The sequence below is a fragment of the Edaphobacter aggregans DSM 19364 genome (genome assembly GCF_000745965.1).
In the GTDB taxonomy this organism is placed as follows: domain Bacteria; phylum Acidobacteriota; class Terriglobia; order Terriglobales; family Acidobacteriaceae; genus Edaphobacter; species Edaphobacter aggregans.
Window position 1 is genome coordinate 14,842 of record NZ_JQKI01000036.1, and the last position, 15,802, is coordinate 30,643.

At 54.3% G+C, this 15,802-nt stretch carries 14 protein-coding genes; 2 read left to right on the forward strand and 12 right to left on the reverse strand.

Features of this window, described 5'->3' with window-relative positions:
- Position 1: 1 nt before the first annotated feature.
- The 10 genes from fliI to Q363_RS15650 form a co-directional block, all read right to left on the reverse strand.
- On the reverse strand, positions 2-1,333 hold the full coding sequence (gene fliI / locus Q363_RS15600) for a flagellar protein export ATPase FliI (RefSeq protein ID WP_051978824.1): 1,332 nt from the start codon (positions 1,331-1,333) through the stop codon (positions 2-4).
- Positions 1,320-1,949, reverse strand: a complete 630-nt coding sequence (locus tag Q363_RS15605; RefSeq protein WP_084080396.1) for a FliH/SctL family protein — start codon at positions 1,947-1,949, stop codon at positions 1,320-1,322. The genes fliI and Q363_RS15605 overlap by 14 nt, the downstream gene beginning before the upstream one ends.
- A 286-nt stretch (positions 1,950-2,235) precedes the next feature.
- Complete coding sequence (locus Q363_RS15615; protein ID WP_051978825.1) at positions 2,236-3,036, reverse strand: hypothetical protein; 801 nt, start codon at positions 3,034-3,036, stop codon at positions 2,236-2,238.
- Positions 3,037-3,048: 12 nt separating this feature from the next.
- Positions 3,049-3,261: a hypothetical protein gene (locus Q363_RS15620; RefSeq protein WP_035351883.1), complete on the reverse strand. Its 213-nt coding sequence runs from the start codon at positions 3,259-3,261 to the stop codon at positions 3,049-3,051.
- Positions 3,262-3,658: 397 nt separating this feature from the next.
- Positions 3,659-4,303, reverse strand: a complete 645-nt coding sequence (locus Q363_RS15625; RefSeq protein ID WP_035351886.1) for a sigma-70 family RNA polymerase sigma factor — start codon at positions 4,301-4,303, stop codon at positions 3,659-3,661.
- Positions 4,304-4,445: 142 nt separating this feature from the next.
- Positions 4,446-4,946, reverse strand: coding sequence for a hypothetical protein (locus Q363_RS40565; protein ID WP_157466953.1), 501 nt, complete (start codon positions 4,944-4,946; stop codon positions 4,446-4,448).
- A gap of 475 nt (positions 4,947-5,421) precedes the next feature.
- Positions 5,422-6,228 carry a PP2C family protein-serine/threonine phosphatase gene (locus Q363_RS15635; RefSeq protein WP_051978826.1) on the reverse strand — a complete coding sequence of 269 codons (807 nt, stop codon included), beginning with the start codon at positions 6,226-6,228 and terminating at the stop codon, positions 5,422-5,424.
- Positions 6,228-7,475 (reverse strand): hypothetical protein, encoded by a 1,248-nt coding sequence (locus Q363_RS15640; RefSeq protein WP_035351892.1) that lies wholly within the window; start codon positions 7,473-7,475, stop codon positions 6,228-6,230. Before Q363_RS15640 ends, Q363_RS15635 begins: the two co-directional genes overlap by 1 nt.
- Positions 7,472-10,075, reverse strand: coding sequence for a serine/threonine-protein kinase (locus Q363_RS36145; protein WP_051978827.1), 2,604 nt, complete (start codon positions 10,073-10,075; stop codon positions 7,472-7,474). The genes Q363_RS15640 and Q363_RS36145 overlap by 4 nt, the downstream gene beginning before the upstream one ends.
- A gap of 150 nt (positions 10,076-10,225) precedes the next feature.
- Positions 10,226-11,635, reverse strand: coding sequence for a hypothetical protein (locus tag Q363_RS15650; protein WP_157466960.1), 1,410 nt, complete (start codon positions 11,633-11,635; stop codon positions 10,226-10,228).
- Positions 11,636-11,970: 335 nt separating this feature from the next.
- Between Q363_RS15650 and Q363_RS15655 the strand changes: the two genes are divergently transcribed.
- Entirely contained in the window at positions 11,971-12,594 is a 624-nt protein-coding gene (locus Q363_RS15655) for a DUF3455 domain-containing protein (RefSeq protein ID WP_051978828.1), read from the forward strand.
- Positions 12,595-12,749: 155 nt separating this feature from the next.
- Here the strand turns inward: Q363_RS15655 and Q363_RS15660 are convergent, their stop codons facing one another.
- Positions 12,750-13,640 (reverse strand): anti-sigma factor family protein, encoded by an 891-nt coding sequence (locus tag Q363_RS15660; protein WP_035351898.1) that lies wholly within the window; start codon positions 13,638-13,640, stop codon positions 12,750-12,752.
- Positions 13,637-14,203 carry a sigma-70 family RNA polymerase sigma factor gene (locus Q363_RS15665; RefSeq protein ID WP_035351901.1) on the reverse strand — a complete coding sequence of 189 codons (567 nt, stop codon included), beginning with the start codon at positions 14,201-14,203 and terminating at the stop codon, positions 13,637-13,639. The genes Q363_RS15660 and Q363_RS15665 overlap by 4 nt, the downstream gene beginning before the upstream one ends.
- A gap of 799 nt (positions 14,204-15,002) precedes the next feature.
- On the opposite strand from Q363_RS15665, the gene Q363_RS38215 reads away from it, so the two are divergent.
- A complete protein-coding gene (locus tag Q363_RS38215; protein WP_084080397.1) occupies positions 15,003-15,614 on the forward strand; it encodes a class I SAM-dependent methyltransferase in 612 nt (203 codons plus the stop codon).
- Positions 15,615-15,802 lie beyond the last annotated feature (188 nt).

A 15,802-nucleotide genomic window follows, 5' to 3' on the forward strand; every position in this document is an offset into this window, starting at 1 on the left:
GTTATTCCACAAACATGGCGCAGAGTTTCTCGATTGATTCCATCCGCGGCATCTTTTCGTCAGTGGGCTGTTTCAGAAAGCGATTGACATCATCGATTCTGCGGATCGCATCGTCCACTCGCGGATCGGAGCCTGCTTGGTAGGCGCCTAGTGTGATGAGGTCCTTTTGCTTGTTGTAGGTCGCGAGTACGCTGCGCATGGCGGTAGCGGCCGAACGATGCTCTTTCGTGCTGACTGCATTCATTACGCGACTTACACTTTCGAGAACATCAATGGCGGGAAAGTGGCCCGCTCCCGCCATCTCTCGCGACAAAATGATGTGGCCGTCCAGAATCGAACGAACCTCATCCGCTACGGGCTCGTTCATATCGTCACCGGCAACGAGGACGGTATAGAATGCGGTGATCGATCCCTTGTCAGAGTTCCCGGCGCGCTCCAACAACTTAGGCAGCTCCGCAAAGACCGATGGGGTATAACCAGCTCGAGCTGGCGGCTCACCGCAGGCAAGTCCCACCTCACGCTGTGCCCTTGCAAAGCGGGTCACTGAATCCATCATGAGCATGACCCTCTTGCCTTGATTGCGGAAATATTCGGCAATGGCGGTGCCGACATAGGCAGCCTTGAGTCGGACGAGTGAAGGCTCATTTGAGGTGGCGCAGACAATAACCGAACGCGTCAAGCCCTCTGGTCCAAGATCTTGCTCGAGAAAATCCCGAACTTCTCGTCCGCGCTCGCCTACAAGCGTAATCACGTTGACATCGGCTTCGGTGTTCCGAGCGATCATGCCCAGGAGCGTACTCTTGCCAACACCCGCCGCGGCGAACAGACCGATACGCTGTCCTTCGCCGCAGGCCAGCATTGAATCTATGGCACGCACTCCTACGGAGATAGGTTGGTTCACCCGTTTGCGGTGTAACGGGTCCGGCGCTTCTTGATAGACAGCGTACTCCTTAGTGGCGCCAAGAGGGCCCTTGAACTCAGTGTCCATAGGTTCACCCAAGCCGTTCAGTACGCGGCCCAGCAACTCATCACCGACCTTCACACTCAGATACTTGCCGGTTGGAACCACTTCGCTTTGCGGCCCAATATCCATCAGAGCCCCAAGCGGCATAAGGAGTACATCGCCATCTTCAAAACCTACGACCTCTGCCTTTATAGGATTCGTAGAGCGCGGGTTGTAGATCAGGCACAGCTCCCCAATCCAGACGTCGGGAACAGTGGCTCGAATGATTAGGCCTACCAACGCCTTTACGTGACCCTTGCTGATAAACGGAGAGCAGTCTTCTAGTTCCGACAAATATGTGCCGAGCTCGAAATTACTATTTGCTTGCATCAAACCTCCTCAGCAAGGCCTTTTCGATCGACGCAAGTTGCGTGCCGATCTGAGCATCGATAATGCCCAGATCGCTTTCAACGATGCACCCGCCGGGTTCGATCGAGGAACTTCCGACGACAAGGAGCTCGCCTACCTGAGTGTCAAGCATCTTCAGAGAGCCCGCTTGTTCATGAAGTGCCGCTTCATCCGAAGGGTTCACTTTTATGGTGACTCTCCTTCCGTTGCGGACAGATTGAAGCACCTCTTTCGCAGTCTGAAGGACCGTGTGTGGATTCACTTCTGCGCTTTGGCCAATTATCTTTCTGGCAACAGCCACGGCCAGCTTTACAAGCTCAGCCTCATGCCCAGCTAGATAGTCTTCGCGCTGCTTCCATGCATCGGCGAGAGTATCGGTCCATTGGTCAAGGCCTGCGGCATAGCCACGTTTGGTGCTTTCCGCCAGCACCTCGTCCTTCTCCTGCCTGGCGTCCTCAAGCAACTGCGTGGCCTCTTGCTGCGCCTTCGCGAGGATGTCCTTGGCTTCGAGCGATGCCGCATGGGTTTCTTTCGTTATTTTGACGACAGATGGGGACGCGTTGTTTGTACGAACCTTGATTACGTTAGCGCTCATCATGTGTTCCTCAAAAAGGCCGGGTCAACCAGGCGTATAGTTTGGGCGAGACATGATCGACCTGAAGACCGACTCGATGTTTCGCACTCTCACTTTGCCGGGCTAGCTGTTCGTCTCGAAGGTTCTTGAGTTGCCTGCGAATCTCATCCGGTGGCAGCTGTTGTGTTTGATCCAGAACGGCTTGTACGTCCGCGCGCCGGTCCCGTGGAAGCAGAGCCATGAGTTCGTTCCTCGATTCGGCTCCGCGCAGAAGGAGAATATAGGCAAACGCACTGGCGCTCATAATCGATTAAGCCTTCACCACGGCTGAAGAAGATGCTTTCGCATTCGCCAGTTGCTTCTCGAGAGCTTTGATCTTGAACTTCCTCTGTTGACTCAACGAGAGAACCAACAGGGAAGCAATACCCGCTACCCCAGCTAGTCCAAATGCGGCGACTTCGAGCCACACATTCACCGAGAATGGGCCCAGTGCTTGCTTCGGGATCGGATTGATCTCAACTTGTTTAAACACAACTGCAACGTTTTCAGGCGTAAGGCCTTCGATGCTTTTTGCCATGAGGCTCTTCACTTCCGCTTCCTTCAGCGGCGGCTGATCGCCACGGAATTGGATAAGCGCAGAGGCTGTGGGAGGAGGCTGTTCACTCTTATCCAAGAGGGGCGTATTGTCTGGAAGAACTACCTGCACCCTGGCATCGACAACTCCTGGAAGCGAATCCAGCGTGCGTGTCAACTCTCCGTTGAGACCGGAGAGTAACCGCGCCTTCTCTTCCCCGGCGGTTGGGATCATGCCGGCATTCGCGAATACGTCATCCAAGCCCTTTACTTTTTTGCGTGGCAGGCCGTTCTCGCTAAGAATCTTCCATGCTGTCACAACCGTATCGCTCTGACCGCGCACATTTACCAGCCAGGCCGCAGCGTCTTTCTTTTGAGTGGGGTCGAGTTCTGCTGTCGCATTGATTCCGTTCTCGCGGAGAACCACGACGATTTGTTGCGCAACATCCTCGGTTAAACCTGTCTCCAACTGCCGGGAGCAACCGGCGAGAGATAGCAGGCACATCATCAGCAAGGAACCAGCAAATACTTTTCTCATCCGTCCTTCCAGTTATACCTGGGTCTGCAGAACCGTCTTCACGCCATTTGCAGCTTGACCAACCAGCTTCGAAAGCACACCAATATTTTCATTCATGCTGTACGCCTGTTGTTGCAGCGCCAGCCATTGTTGAGCACTAGCGTTTGGCGGCAGGGAATTCACAGCTGAATTAAGTCGCATGTACTGCTGTTCAGCGCTAGTCAGCCTGCTTTGAAGGCCTTGCATCGAACTGGTCGCACGCTCTGACTCGATCCTCTCTCTCAAGCGAGCCAAGTGGTGTTGGCTCGCTGAGAGACTCTGCTGAACTCGATCTGATGGCGTTACAGCTCCGTGTTGCACCCTGTCGACGCTCGGGTCGGTGTTCGCTGCTGAAGGGTTCGCCGGTGAAGTCGACTCTGTAGGCAACGGGCCAGTGCCGACTTTGTCATGCAACTGGCTCCTTACGGTATCGAACTTCGATGCCCCGGTTTTTCCAGGTTGACCTCCGGCTTGCGAATTGGATGAGTCCGGGAGTGTCGTGGCTAGCTTGGTGGATACAGGGTCCATGTTGTTTAGTTATCGTTTGATCTTAGAAAAGGTTGCGTGAAGAGAATTGCGTTTCTCTCCGATGGAGTGAAGCTGGTCAGACAATAGATGGCCGTTGAGACTCCAACAGAATTTTTCGAAGCATTGCAAGAGCTTGCGCGTGAATTCGTGACACCCACGACTTCGACAGATTGAGCCGCTTCCCGATGCTGACCAGCGACAGGTCTTCGTAGTAATGGGCGTGCAGCACAAAGCGATATCGTTTGGGTAACCGCCGCATCGCTGCCTGGATCGTTTCGGACTCTTCTTTTCGCAGGACCGAACGTGCCGGCGACTCGGTCGAGGCTGCCACCTGCTCCGCGCAGGTACTGTCCAGGGAGATTAGATACGTACCACCTCCAGAGGTGGTGTGATTTTCAACCTCATCCCAGGACATGTCTGTCTCCCGGGACTGAGAGACTTCCGTGGATTCCCCGGTAACGGACCTGTCGGAGCCGTCTTTCAGATGAGAGGCCCGCCACGCCTTTCGAACTTCATCGAAGATGGCGCCACGCACCCGGTAGAATGCGAAGGTCGAGAAAGAGACGCATTTGGCTGGATCGTAGCTACGAGCGGCTTGTACGAGCCCGTACTCGGCGGCTCCTTCCAGATCAGCACGGGTGATATGAGGCGGATATTTGCCGACAAGATCTGCGGCAATTGCGTGAGCATATCCAAGATGATTTTCAATTAACTCGTTCATCGTTCGAGTTCGAATCCTTTCGTTATATCTGGGGAGGGTTAAGCTTTAGCGGAGCGGACTTTCCTGCTCCTCCTTGTCTGGAAACCTTTGTACGTCGTGCCGCTCGAAGGGGGTATTGACGCGTCTTGGTAAAGATGCGTCCTCACATCGGCTTTCGGAGACATCGGCGTGCTGCGCTCATAAGCCTGCGCCAAAAGGAATCCACCTTCTGCAGAAAGGACTGCCTTAGAGGGGCGTACGATTGATCGCCGTGCTGCAACGCCGAAAGATTGGTAATCAGCATGGTCGCCTGCGAGGCACCACCGATCGTGTCAGCGATCCGATCGAGATCCGTGATCCTGTCCAAAGCCTCTTTCGTCATCATTCCGTCAATCAAGCTGGAAAGTACGGAGGGAAATCCGCTTAACAATTCATAAAGCGGCTTTGCATGTCTGGTCTTATCTGCATGCCAGCTCAGCCAGCCAAAGTCTCCATGCCCGATTACATCTTGAAACTGTTGCCCGAACAGATTTGTGCCGAGAAATATCTCGTAGAACACAAATCCAAGCACGTAACTGTCCAGGCAGGCGTTTTCGAGTTCTCTTTCCGTTTCTTCCACCATCTCTGGTGCGGAGTACTTCGAAGAACTCAGAACGAAGGTCATCCCGGATTTGAGAGAGGTCAGGTGCGATAGCTCAATGGTGCCGTCGTTTCTGAAGAAGATCCTTCGTGGGTCCAGGTTGCAAGGACCTTTGCCTGCACTCTGTGCTTCTTGTACCGCTGCGATCACGCTGAGGAAACTCGGAATGACGAGACCCGTGGGCGCGGGCGCGGAAGACAGAAGCTGACTGAGATCGTGCCCGCTACGTTGCTTCTCCGGGTAGGCCGGGGTGGTGTGATTCGTTGAACTAAGTTGCGTCCGAAGATCATTGTATGTCATTCGTGTCCCTTGGCCTTGGAGCTTTGGAGTTCGGTCGCTGCGGCCCGCTCAGTGCACTCACTCCTAATAACCCAAGGAACACATTTCTATTCCAAACAACTTGTTGCATTTCTGAGAACGATAACAGCTACTAGGATTGTGGGCTCTTACAGAACCGAGCACGCATGGCAAACGTAGAGGCCGATGTGGATTGTGCGCATCAGCGCACGCGCAATAAAAGGCAGGTAACGTTGTCTTCTGCCCCGCCTTCGTACGCGACCCTGATCAACCTGCGGCATATTTCGTCCAGATCCGTGTGCGTGTCGATCTGCTTCGCGAGCTTCTCCGCGTCGGCATAACGAGTGAGACCATCAGTCGCCAGCAGCACGGTATCTCCGGGCTCCAGATCAATAAAGAAGAAATCCGGTTTTACTGCCGCGCCCACGCCCACTGCGCGCGTGATGAGCTGCTGCAGTCGCGTAGATACACCCCCACCCCCGGTGCCCCCTCGCCGTATCTGCTCTGCAGCAAGTGAATGATCTTCCGTGATCTGTATGCAATCGTCGTCTCTTAAGAGATACGCACGGCTATCGCCAACATTGCCGATGATGAGCCTGTTGCGGAGAATGCATGCTGCGACCAATGTGGTCCCCATGCCGTGCAACCTGCGGTCCTGTTGGGCCATGTTCCAGACGGCCCCGTTCGCGCTGTTAATGGCCGTGTAAAGCCTCTCCTCCAGGTCCATTTCGCCATTGCATAGATCTTTGTAGGTTCGGAGTGTGAGTTCGACTGCAGTACTGCTCGCGACCTCCCCGGCTGCGACGCCACCCATGCCATCGCACACGACGAAGATGTTCGAGTCCAGGTCATACCCGAAACTGTCTTCGTTGTTCTGGCGACAGGAGCCAATATCTGAAAGCACCGCTATGCCCATCCGCAACTCCGTTGTTCTGGTCTTCCGTCCGGTCGTCGTTGACTGGATACCATGGTGTTGCGGGTCGAAGTCTTCTTTCTGTCGATCCATCATTACTGCTCACCTACCTGCGTCCACTGCGTGAAGATCTTCGGTGACACAGCTGACACTATGGGTTTGTAGTGAAGTTGCTTTGCGAGAACAAACTCTTCTCGCGCCCGCCGGCGAAGTGCATCGACCCTGGGTTGATTTTTAGGCGAGGTCAGGATCGCCTGTGTAAGGAGCGAAGCTCCCAGGTAGAAGTGCGCGGCGCCAGCATATGGCTTTGCATTGCCCTGCAGGTACCTACCGAATGCATCGTCCGCATGCGAAAAGTGCGATGCATTGAAATCAGCAATCCCCTCTGTCAGGCTGTCTTCCATGGCCTTCGGATCTTCCTGTACGCCTTCCACTCCGGGTTTCTTTCCGGCAATATCCTGCCGAGCAGCCGGTTGCGATGTGGTGTCGGAGTTTTGTGGCGAATGTTTAGCCATCCCCTGTGTTTCCTCCCGATGCGGCGTGTCGAGAGTCTTCTTGCTCTTGGCAATGTTCACCTTGGTTGATGGCGGCGTTGCGTTAGCTTGTGGCGCTGTCTGAACAGGTGCGACAGGTTGTGGCTTAGCCGCCGCGGTTTGTGCCTCCGCTGCCCGTGTCTCCCGCAAGCGATCCTGCGGCCGGCCGGGTCCATTCTGCTGGATGCTTGCGGCGAACTGATATTGCCCTTCCGCTCCCTTCAGGTCTCCTTTGCGCGCCATGGCATCGGCCTGCTGCATAGTGTCGCGATAAACCTTGATGTTATTCAGCAACTGGTTCGTCGCAGTCTGAAGCAACGGTGACTGGACACGTCTTGCAAGCGATTCCGCGCCATCGAAGTCGCCGCGCAAATAGGCGTCGCGAGTTGCTTTGAAAGCCGCCACGCTTAGCGGATCCACAGCGATGCCACCGCTGATTCCGATGCGCGCCTGCCGCATCCACGCCTGTGCGGCTGCCTTGTCTGGACCGAACGTGATCTTTCCAAGATCCCTCAACGCGCCAGAATAATCTTTGTGCTGCATCTCTGTTAGCCCTGTCTCAAAATCCGCCTGAAATTGTGCGAGCGCTTTGGATGCGTCATTCTTCACTCGATCGCACTTCTTCTGGTACTTTTTCGCATCAACGGCAGCAGCCTGGCAAAGATAATTTGCTTCACTTTGCAGGTCGCCGGCATTTTTTGCGCGGTTTGCAAAGTCCTGCAGATCATGGGTGCTCCTACCGCCATCCGGAACCTGGGCAAGCATTGCAGTCGCCGCGAGAAACAACACCGCGCTCAGTTTGGCCTTCATCGCTGTTCCCCCATCAGGACGTGCCTGATCTCTGGCGACCCCATATCGGCTACGCATAGATGCTCTGCTGCGGACACATTGCACTCCACCGTCAGTTGCTTGCCGTCCGCACTGGCGACCGTGACTTTGTAGCTGCCGCTATTCAATCCATCGAGACGAAGTGGGGTTGTAAGATCTACGCTGGGCAAGGGAATTCTTTTACCCGATTGATCTTGAATAGTCACGACAGTTGCCCAGGGCGAAGCGTTTATTTCCATATCAGTAGGGGGGGCGGCTGGGGCTGGGGTTGATGCATTTACAACCACGTCGCTTTGAACAACAGGCGTTTGATGCTGACGATGTGAAAGTTCCATCACCGCAACTGCCACAACTACCGCCGCCACCACCGCCGAGCCTACGATGTACCACCGAGTTCCCGCGCGCTTCGCAGGCGTACTGCTCTTCGTCGCCGGCGGCTTCTCGGTAGCTTTGCGAATCTCTGCCACCTTGCGAGGCCCGTGTTTTGGTCTGAGTGTATCTTTCTTGGCACCGAATTGTTTTGGCGACTGTGCTTGTAGGTGTGGCATTGTGCCAGATTCGGGTTTGAGAAGTACCTCTGTGAGCTGTGCGGTCAGTCCTGCCTGTCTTTCTGCGTTTTCGTGCTCATGCCGCGGCTGCTGCAACAACGCCGTCAGTTCGGCGTCCCTGTTTGCAGGCGCGAGCAGCTCAGTCTGGTCGATGACACGCTGTTGTGGCTCCGTCAGCGCGGCGTCGTGTTCTCCGTTCTGCTCTCGCTTAGGCTTATCTGATGTCGCAGGTGAAAGTGTTCGCCGAAAGTCTTCGCCTAGGTCGTTCGCGGACACTGAAGCTTCTGGCACGTTCTGAACGTCACCGCGCTTCCCGGCTTTCTGCGTTGCAGGCTCTTCTGTCGAGGTATGGTTTCGATCCACACGTACAGTCTCGCTATCGTGACTCTTGTCTTTTATCTCCGATCTGAGCATAAATAGCGATTCGTCGCCGGACAAAGGTTCCAGGGGACGGGTCACACGGTCCTCAGCTGATGCTACGAACTCCTCACGATCAAGCGACTCCTGGACACCAGGGCCGGCTTTTTCCAGCACCTGCTGCCTGCCTGCTTCCTTCTGCCTGGCTGCCGTGGAAAGCAGAGGCCCCTGGACCTCTGCATGAACCGGATCGATCTCTGCCGCTTCGCGCAGTCGGGAGATGGGCTCTGTGTACCGCTGTCTGCTGCTCTCGTCTTGGGCGACTCGTAACAGACTCTCGACGCGCTGTTGCTGTTGCTTGCCCTTCATCTCGCGCAGCACATCAGCATATGCATTCCGTACTTCCGTGCTGCGATCATCGATTTGCAGGGCTTGGCCCAAGTAGTTCTGAGCCTTTTTAAGGTCTCCGAGGCTGCGTGCTTCGTCGGCCTGCATGGACAAGGCCAGCACTCTTTGCTGCTGCTCCTTTTCCTGTTGCGCATGTTGCAGACGGGTGCCCAAATTGAGTGCATCTTCTGTATCAAGCTTTCGTGCCTGCTGAAAAAGGATGACGGCATCATTCCAGCGTCGATTGGCAGCTGCATCCTGGGCCTGCTCGATAATCTGACGCAGTTGGCTCTCTCGTTGCACCTGGCTTATCCGGTCCTGAACGTCGCCCAGCAACGCCTTTGCATCGACGTTGGCTGGGTCAATTCGCTGCGCTTGTAGCAGCACCGTCCGCGCACTGGTGTATTGATTCTCTTCTGTGAGTCGTCGAGCTGTATCAAGGAGCGAGCCCACGCGGTCGTGCTTCAGGCCTTCGGCCAGCACTTGCAGATCAAACGACATCTCCTCGGCAGTTGCATATCGCGTTTCAACCTGTTTTGCCAGGGCCTTATCGAGCACCACATTAAGGCCGTCTGGTAAGTCTTGCAAATGCTCTGTTAGCGGAACATACGGCTCATGGATTACACGGTACAGTGAGGAGACATCACTGCCCTTGAACGGCAGCTCGCCCGTAAGCATCTCGTAGAGCATCACGCCTACAGACCAGACGTCGGCCCTTCCGTCGCTGGCTTCGCCCTTTAGGCGTTCCGGCGCAATGTAGTGGAAGGTGCCGAGCAGTGTATCCGTCCTGGTTAGCTGTCGCGTTTGATCAGCAAGCCGGGCGATCCCAAAATCTACGATCGTAACGCGTCCATCTGGACGCACGAGGATGTTGGCGGGCTTCACATCGCGGTGCACCACGCCGTGCCCATGTGCGTAGCCGAGTCCCGCACAAAGTTGCTCTACTATGGAGATCGCCTCAAGCAGTGGCAAACGCTTTCGCTCGCGCAATACCTTCTCAAGAGAGTCGCCTTCAATATACTCCATTGCGATGAACGGGCTTCCTTCATGCTCGCCCAGTTCATAGATGGTGACAATATTTTGGTGGCTCAGGATTCCGGACCTGGCCTCAACGTAGAAGCGCTCCCGCAATTCCGGTGTGACCTCAGTCAGGGTTTTGATGGCCACGCGACGGCCGATCAGCCGGTCTTCGCCGCGGTACACGATTCCCATGCCACCCCGTCCGAGCTCTCCAGTGATGCGGTATCGTCCGATCTTTTCTATCGTTTTCGTTGATCCTTCAGTGGTCATCAAGGTTCCGTTCTGCTGATCCTGGACACGAGCTAGAGAGTTCTGCCCAACTCACAACGACTCTCTAGCTTGAAACACAGTACGCGCCGATTTATTCCGCAGAAATGTCAGTATGCTTCAAATGCCAGACACCGGCTATGAGAGTGGCGACTAGGCTTTCGGTTTGCCGGGTGGCTTGATGTCGGGTCGAAACTGATAGTAGGCATTGCTGCCACTGACTTCTCCAAGTCGAGCAGGGCTGGTTGACGAGGAACGAGCACCTGTCTTCGTACTGGTCTTGAAGACGGGTCTTCCACGTCCAACGTCCCTTGCGACTGTCTTCTCTATGCTGCTCTTCGAGGACTGGCCGCCATAGTACTGTCCCGTGATGTAATACCCTTCTTTATCGTCTTTCATGCTGGGGCCCAAAGCTGAGTTGCAGCTCCCGCAACGAATTTTGGTTCCGGCGATCTCTGCAAGTCCACCCGTAGGAGCATCTGCATGCATTTGCTCTGCGATGTTCTGCTCCGCATGTCTTTGAACTTTCTTATCAGCTGCTTTGCCGACTTCCACAGGCGAGCCACTTTCCTGCCCCTTGCCAGCCTTCTTTTTGCTTTTTTTGCCCTCTTCCGTCTGTGTTGCTGCGGCGGTGTTCGTCACCACGTGGTGGGTACCCGTAAAGAACTCCTTGTGCAGTTCGTCACTCTGGTCCAATTCGCTAAGCTGTTTCTTCTTGTCTTCTTTTGACAAGTTCGGGTCGTTTTTTACATCGTTTCTTCTTGCCTGTTGATTCTCCTGGAAGTTGAGGAGCTTGAGCGCATGACGCTTGACATCAGGGTTCTCGTCTTGTGCCGCAGCCTCTTTCACGTTCTGCAGGAGCTTATCTACGCTGGAGTTCTCTTTCAGCCACTGCTGTCCTCTGTAGCTATTTGCACTGCTATATAATTTCAGATTGTTGTTTCCGTCGCGAAGATAGCCATATTGGACCTCTGTCGGGTTCGTCTTCGCCTTGTTCGCGTGATACAACATCACTGATGAGAAGTGGGAAAGAGTCTGTTCCGGGCGCCTCTGCTTGTAATCTGCATAGTCAGGATGGGTGGTCAGGCGTTTTTCATCAGTAGGAATGAAGCCCGGACTCCCCTCACGCACGTTACTTGGGGTTCCACTATCATGCGAATTCTTCGGATCATAGAGCTTTAGGCCAGTGTTGGCGATGTCGTGCTCCACCACGCTTGGTCTCTGACTCGGGTAAGGATCAGCCCCATCGATAAACTCTTGCAGCTGTTCTTTAGGTGGACCTTCAAAAGCCTGCGGCTTCGTAGCTTCAGAAGACGGGCGAATCGGATGATCGATGTTCGACGTCTGAACCTGTTCTCCCCCTGGATGGGGCGGGCGCTGCAAAGACCCGAGGCCTACGGCGCCCGAATTATTTGCTCGTCCGGACTCCGCTTGGTCAGCAGAAACGCCCTTAAGGAATTCAGCAGACGATTCGTTTGCTGAAGAAGCCTCTGCATGGGGAGCTCCATCTTCGTGACGAGCCGTCACGACGCCCTGAGATTGCGGGGAGGAAAGATCGGCCACTCCGGGGCTTTTCGTATCGTTAGGTGGAATAGATTGGTCGTGATATTGCGTGCTTGTGGAGGATACGGTCACTTTTCACCTTGTCATAATTTGATTTCCCGCACACTTGTGCCGAGTTGCGAAATCAAACCTTGCGATGGAGTTATCGCATCGCTAAAAGCGGTGTTGCTATCTAGTGCGAGATGGGCGCGCATGGAGGCTTCTCGTTATTTGTCAGGTAGCACCCGCAGTGATTTCCATACAGATTGTTGGTTGGGCAGGGAAACAAGTAGACACAGTCCGTGTTCTAACTCGTAAGCGGCAAAGCCATCCATTCTCTGAAGGTCAAATCTGCAATGAAGATCATTTTTATGTCGCGCCGAGGTCGGCCGATAAGAAGTATCGAAGAGGTAACGCGCGGCTTCGCCGACACTTCGCACGCCCCTTCCATGCTCAACACACCGCAAAATGAAACACGTGCACGAAAACAGCGAAAGCACTTTCTTCGCTCTATCTGTCTAGTTGCTATCTGCTTCCTGCCGCAAGCTTATGCTCAGACGCTCCCTGGTTCTATTGATGTACCTAAGGGTGATGGCGTGCTCATGCTCAAGGCCCAAGGCAAAGGCGACCAGATCTATGGATGCGTGGAGGGAAACTGGATGCTGATCGGTCCCGATGCCAGACTATTCAATGAGCAGGGGTATGTGATAGGCAGGCACTACGCGGGGCCCACATGGCAGTTGAAAGATGGGAGTCTGGTGACGGGAAAGGCAATCGCGAAGACTGCTCCTTCGGATGCGCAATCTGTGCCATGGCTACTTCTTAAGGCATCTTCCGGCACAGGCGAGTTCAAAGCCGTGATGTTTATTCAGCGCCGTGACACACACGGTGGCGCGGCACCATCCACGACGTGTAAGGGCAAAGCAGAACTACGAGTTTCGTATACCGCCAGCTATCTGTTCTATGTGGCGCACCAATAGCCACGTTGGTTCAAAACACGAAGTCGTTCACATATCAGTGAATCAGACAGCGAAAACTTCGCGAGGACATCGCTGAAAGTGCGAGGGCTTATCAAAGCGGGGACACACTAGCTAGACGCAGCTCCGTTCTGATCGGACAAACGCCCGTGCGGATATCAGTTTAAGAACCGATCGACTTGATTGGCGCTTATCTCTGGCATAGGCTGCGGATACAAGAACGTATCGTGCGGGCTCTTCATCGTGGTGGTCGCAGCAGGCGAATCCCTATGGCAAAAAGAACAAGAGCGGCTGCTTCCCATCGCAACCGCGGAGATGAGTGCATAAGTTAGGCCTTTATTGTTCCACGTCGCTACATGAAGTTCGCCCCGATCGCTGGCATGGAAGCGCAGCCCCCCAGAACTTGTAATCTTTCCTCCGGTGGCAGTGACTAGCTTGTCCGAGGTGACAAGCAGAGTGATGCGATTGTTTTGCATTCGAAATTCCACGAGAGCTGCGGGTTGGCCGCTAAATGTCACCAGGCGACCGCCGGCAAGAGTATACTTCGCCCGGTCATCTGCAGCGATGCCCTCATTGGGCATTCGAAACGGGAACGAGACTCGCTGCGCAAACCACGTGGCAACCACCTCTGGTGAACTAGATTCCACATCGAGCGATCTGTCGTTGCTGGAAATACGGTGTTCGGCGATTGCTGCCTCGACGAAGCTCATGGCGCGTGATTCCCGTCGGAGATAGGAAAGCGATAAAACCACGCCAACCGTGACCAAGAACATAGCGGCAGCAGCCAGCGGCCTCCAATAGGCTCGAACGGACCGATTGGTGGAATTGTTGATATTGCTCAGGATTTTCTCGCGTAGGGCTGCCGGCGCCTCCACTTGAGGACGCGCACTTCTCACTCTCGCCGAGAATGCTTGTGCCTCTTCCAGTTCTTCCTGACAACTGGCGCAATCGTTGATATGGGAGATCAGATCTTCCCGTTCGTGGCCCGTCAGTTCGTCATCAATCAGGAGCTGAATCATGACGCCGTAATCATCGTGATTCTTGATCATCGTGAGTCCTTTCCAGAATTCAGCGGCTGGCTCGACATTTCAGCTAACAACGTTCGCAATTTAGCACGCGCTCTCCCCAGCCGCGACATCACGGTGCCAGCTGGACAGTTAAGCACGTTTGCGATTTCCTGATATGACAACTCCTCAAACTCGCGCAACAGAATCACTTCACGAAATTCAGCTGAGAGTCGACCAATAGCACTCTGGACCTGTTCTGCATTTTCTTTGCTAATGAGAATCTCCTGCGAGTTGCGCGTGTGCCCTGGCAGAAGATCGGCGCCACACTCCTCGCCATCTACATCGACAAGCTGCGGTCCCAACTTGCGCTTCCGCATTTGGTTTAGCCAGATATTTCGAAGGATGGTGAAAAACCAGCCCTTGATGTTGCTATCATCACGGAGTCTATGCTGCGCCTCCAAAGCCCGGGCATAGGTCTCCTGCACCAGATCTTCCGCCTCAACTTTATTACGAGTGAGCATTAGGGCATAGCCATAAAGCGCGTTTATATATTCTATGCCGAAACCTTTTTGCTCACCGTTTCGGGCGAATTTGCGAGACATCATTCTTGCATTCTCTACGGAACGCGCTTTTTAAGCCAGTTCAACGTACGGGCGCGAGAGCGAGCAACGAACCTTGGCACAACGCGCAGCTGATGCGCCTATAGGCGTAACAGATAAAGTGCAAACCTAATCGCTCTGGCCATTGTTGATCGCGGAACGATCGTCCATAATTTGTTGAAACCGGAGGGCTTCGTCGCGACGCAACTAGCGACAACGGAGTTTGTTTCGTCCGAGATCTTGACGTACGGCGGCCGGAATGAGCTCGCTGGTGGGCTAGAGAATGTGCGCGAGTGGTGTCGAAGCACATCATTTATTTCGAAACCGATATAGGGAAGCATGCCTTTTCCTGCTTGTGCTCAAGGTGATATTGCAGTGCTGAAACACACTCTGCTCATCTGTTGGACAAAACACGAGGATGATTAATTTATTCCCGCCCCTTGACCTGCGCGATGTTTCCTGAAGTCATTCCGTTTGGGGCGTAACACATAACGCGTGAGGTCAAGTCGAATCGGAAAGGCGGGCGATTCCTTTGGGGGACTTAATATGTTCTTTCAAGAAGCCGATCAGGACGATCTGGTAGGCACAAGTCTTCCGGATTTTGCACGGTGAATTCTCTCTCCCTCCCGCTGGTGCAGAGAAGCCGGTCAAGTCATTAGTTAGGGCAACAAATGTCCTTTCTTATTTTGGAATAAACAGGTACTGCTTTTGTTGCATATGCAGGGGTACTGCCCGCATTCCCCACTGTGCAATTCGTGAAGATGAAATACCAAATCGTTGGATCCGAAAGGAATGCGAACACAGCATGAGCGAGACAACTTATGCACTTGGACATTCGCCGGCAGAGATTCAGCGTCTAAGGAATCAGGGGGCCATGTTACGATCGATCACCGAGCGTCTTCTGCGCAACGCGGGAATCGACGCGGGCATGCGGGTCTTGGACTTGGGCTGTGGTGCAGGCGATGTCTCCATGCTCGCTGCCGAACTGGTAGGCCCAGAAGGGCCCATTGTTGGTGTTGATCGCGGTCAGGAAGTTCTCAACCTGGCCAAGGAGCGGGCCCGAGAGGGAGGATTGCGGCAGATTAGCTTTGTACAATCTTCGATCGAAGCGTTCTCCGCCCGCGAACCCTTCGATCTCGTAATTGGTCGATACATTTTGATCCACCAGTCAGAGCCCGTCACGCTGTTGCGTAAGGCTGCGCGCCTAGTCCGGCCGGGAGGGGCATTAGCCTTCCATGAGGTTCGTGTGGGCGACGATACCGGATCCTTTCCGTACGTTCCGCTATGGGATCTGTCTGCAAACCTTATTCGAACCGCTTTCCAATCCTCGATGCTGAACTACTATGCCGCCGATCGCCTCGTAAGCATTTTTCCGAGGCCGGCCTGCCGTATCCCCATTTGTTCTGCGAGAAACTAGTCGGGGGTAGCGCGGATTCACCTCTTTATGTTTGGCTCGTTGAACTTCTACAAAGCCTGCAACCTCAACTAGAAAGAATGAAGATTATGCCGGCGAGGACAATCGAAATGGAAGGGCTTGAGAGCAGGCTCCGAGATGCAGTCGTCGAAGCGCGCAGCCAGATCTTTGGACCTGCGCAGGTTTGTGCC

What these genes read in the sequence shown, in the direction of transcription:
- fliI (WP_051978824.1), bottom strand. Translation starts at nt 1,333, where the DNA reads ATGCAAGCAAATAGTAATTTCGAGCTCGGCACATATTTGTCGGAACTA.
- Q363_RS15605 (WP_084080396.1), bottom strand. Translation starts at nt 1,949, where the DNA reads ATGATGAGCGCTAACGTAATCAAGGTTCGTACAAACAACGCGTCCCCA.
- Q363_RS15615 (WP_051978825.1), bottom strand. Translation starts at nt 3,036, where the DNA reads ATGAGAAAAGTATTTGCTGGTTCCTTGCTGATGATGTGCCTGCTATCT.
- Q363_RS15620 (WP_035351883.1), bottom strand. Translation starts at nt 3,261, where the DNA reads ATGCAAGGCCTTCAAAGCAGGCTGACTAGCGCTGAACAGCAGTACATG.
- Q363_RS15625 (WP_035351886.1), bottom strand. Translation starts at nt 4,303, where the DNA reads ATGAACGAGTTAATTGAAAATCATCTTGGATATGCTCACGCAATTGCC.
- Q363_RS40565 (WP_157466953.1), bottom strand. Translation starts at nt 4,946, where the DNA reads ATGACCTTCGTTCTGAGTTCTTCGAAGTACTCCGCACCAGAGATGGTG.
- Q363_RS15635 (WP_051978826.1), bottom strand. Translation starts at nt 6,228, where the DNA reads ATGATGGATCGACAGAAAGAAGACTTCGACCCGCAACACCATGGTATC.
- Q363_RS15640 (WP_035351892.1), bottom strand. Translation starts at nt 7,475, where the DNA reads ATGAAGGCCAAACTGAGCGCGGTGTTGTTTCTCGCGGCGACTGCAATG.
- Q363_RS36145 (WP_051978827.1), bottom strand. Translation starts at nt 10,075, where the DNA reads ATGACCACTGAAGGATCAACGAAAACGATAGAAAAGATCGGACGATAC.
- Q363_RS15655 (WP_051978828.1), top strand. Translation starts at nt 11,971, where the DNA reads ATGAAGATCATTTTTATGTCGCGCCGAGGTCGGCCGATAAGAAGTATC.
- Q363_RS15660 (WP_035351898.1), bottom strand. Translation starts at nt 13,640, where the DNA reads ATGATCAAGAATCACGATGATTACGGCGTCATGATTCAGCTCCTGATT.
- Q363_RS15665 (WP_035351901.1), bottom strand. Translation starts at nt 14,203, where the DNA reads ATGATGTCTCGCAAATTCGCCCGAAACGGTGAGCAAAAAGGTTTCGGC.
- Q363_RS38215 (WP_084080397.1), top strand. Translation starts at nt 15,003, where the DNA reads ATGAGCGAGACAACTTATGCACTTGGACATTCGCCGGCAGAGATTCAG.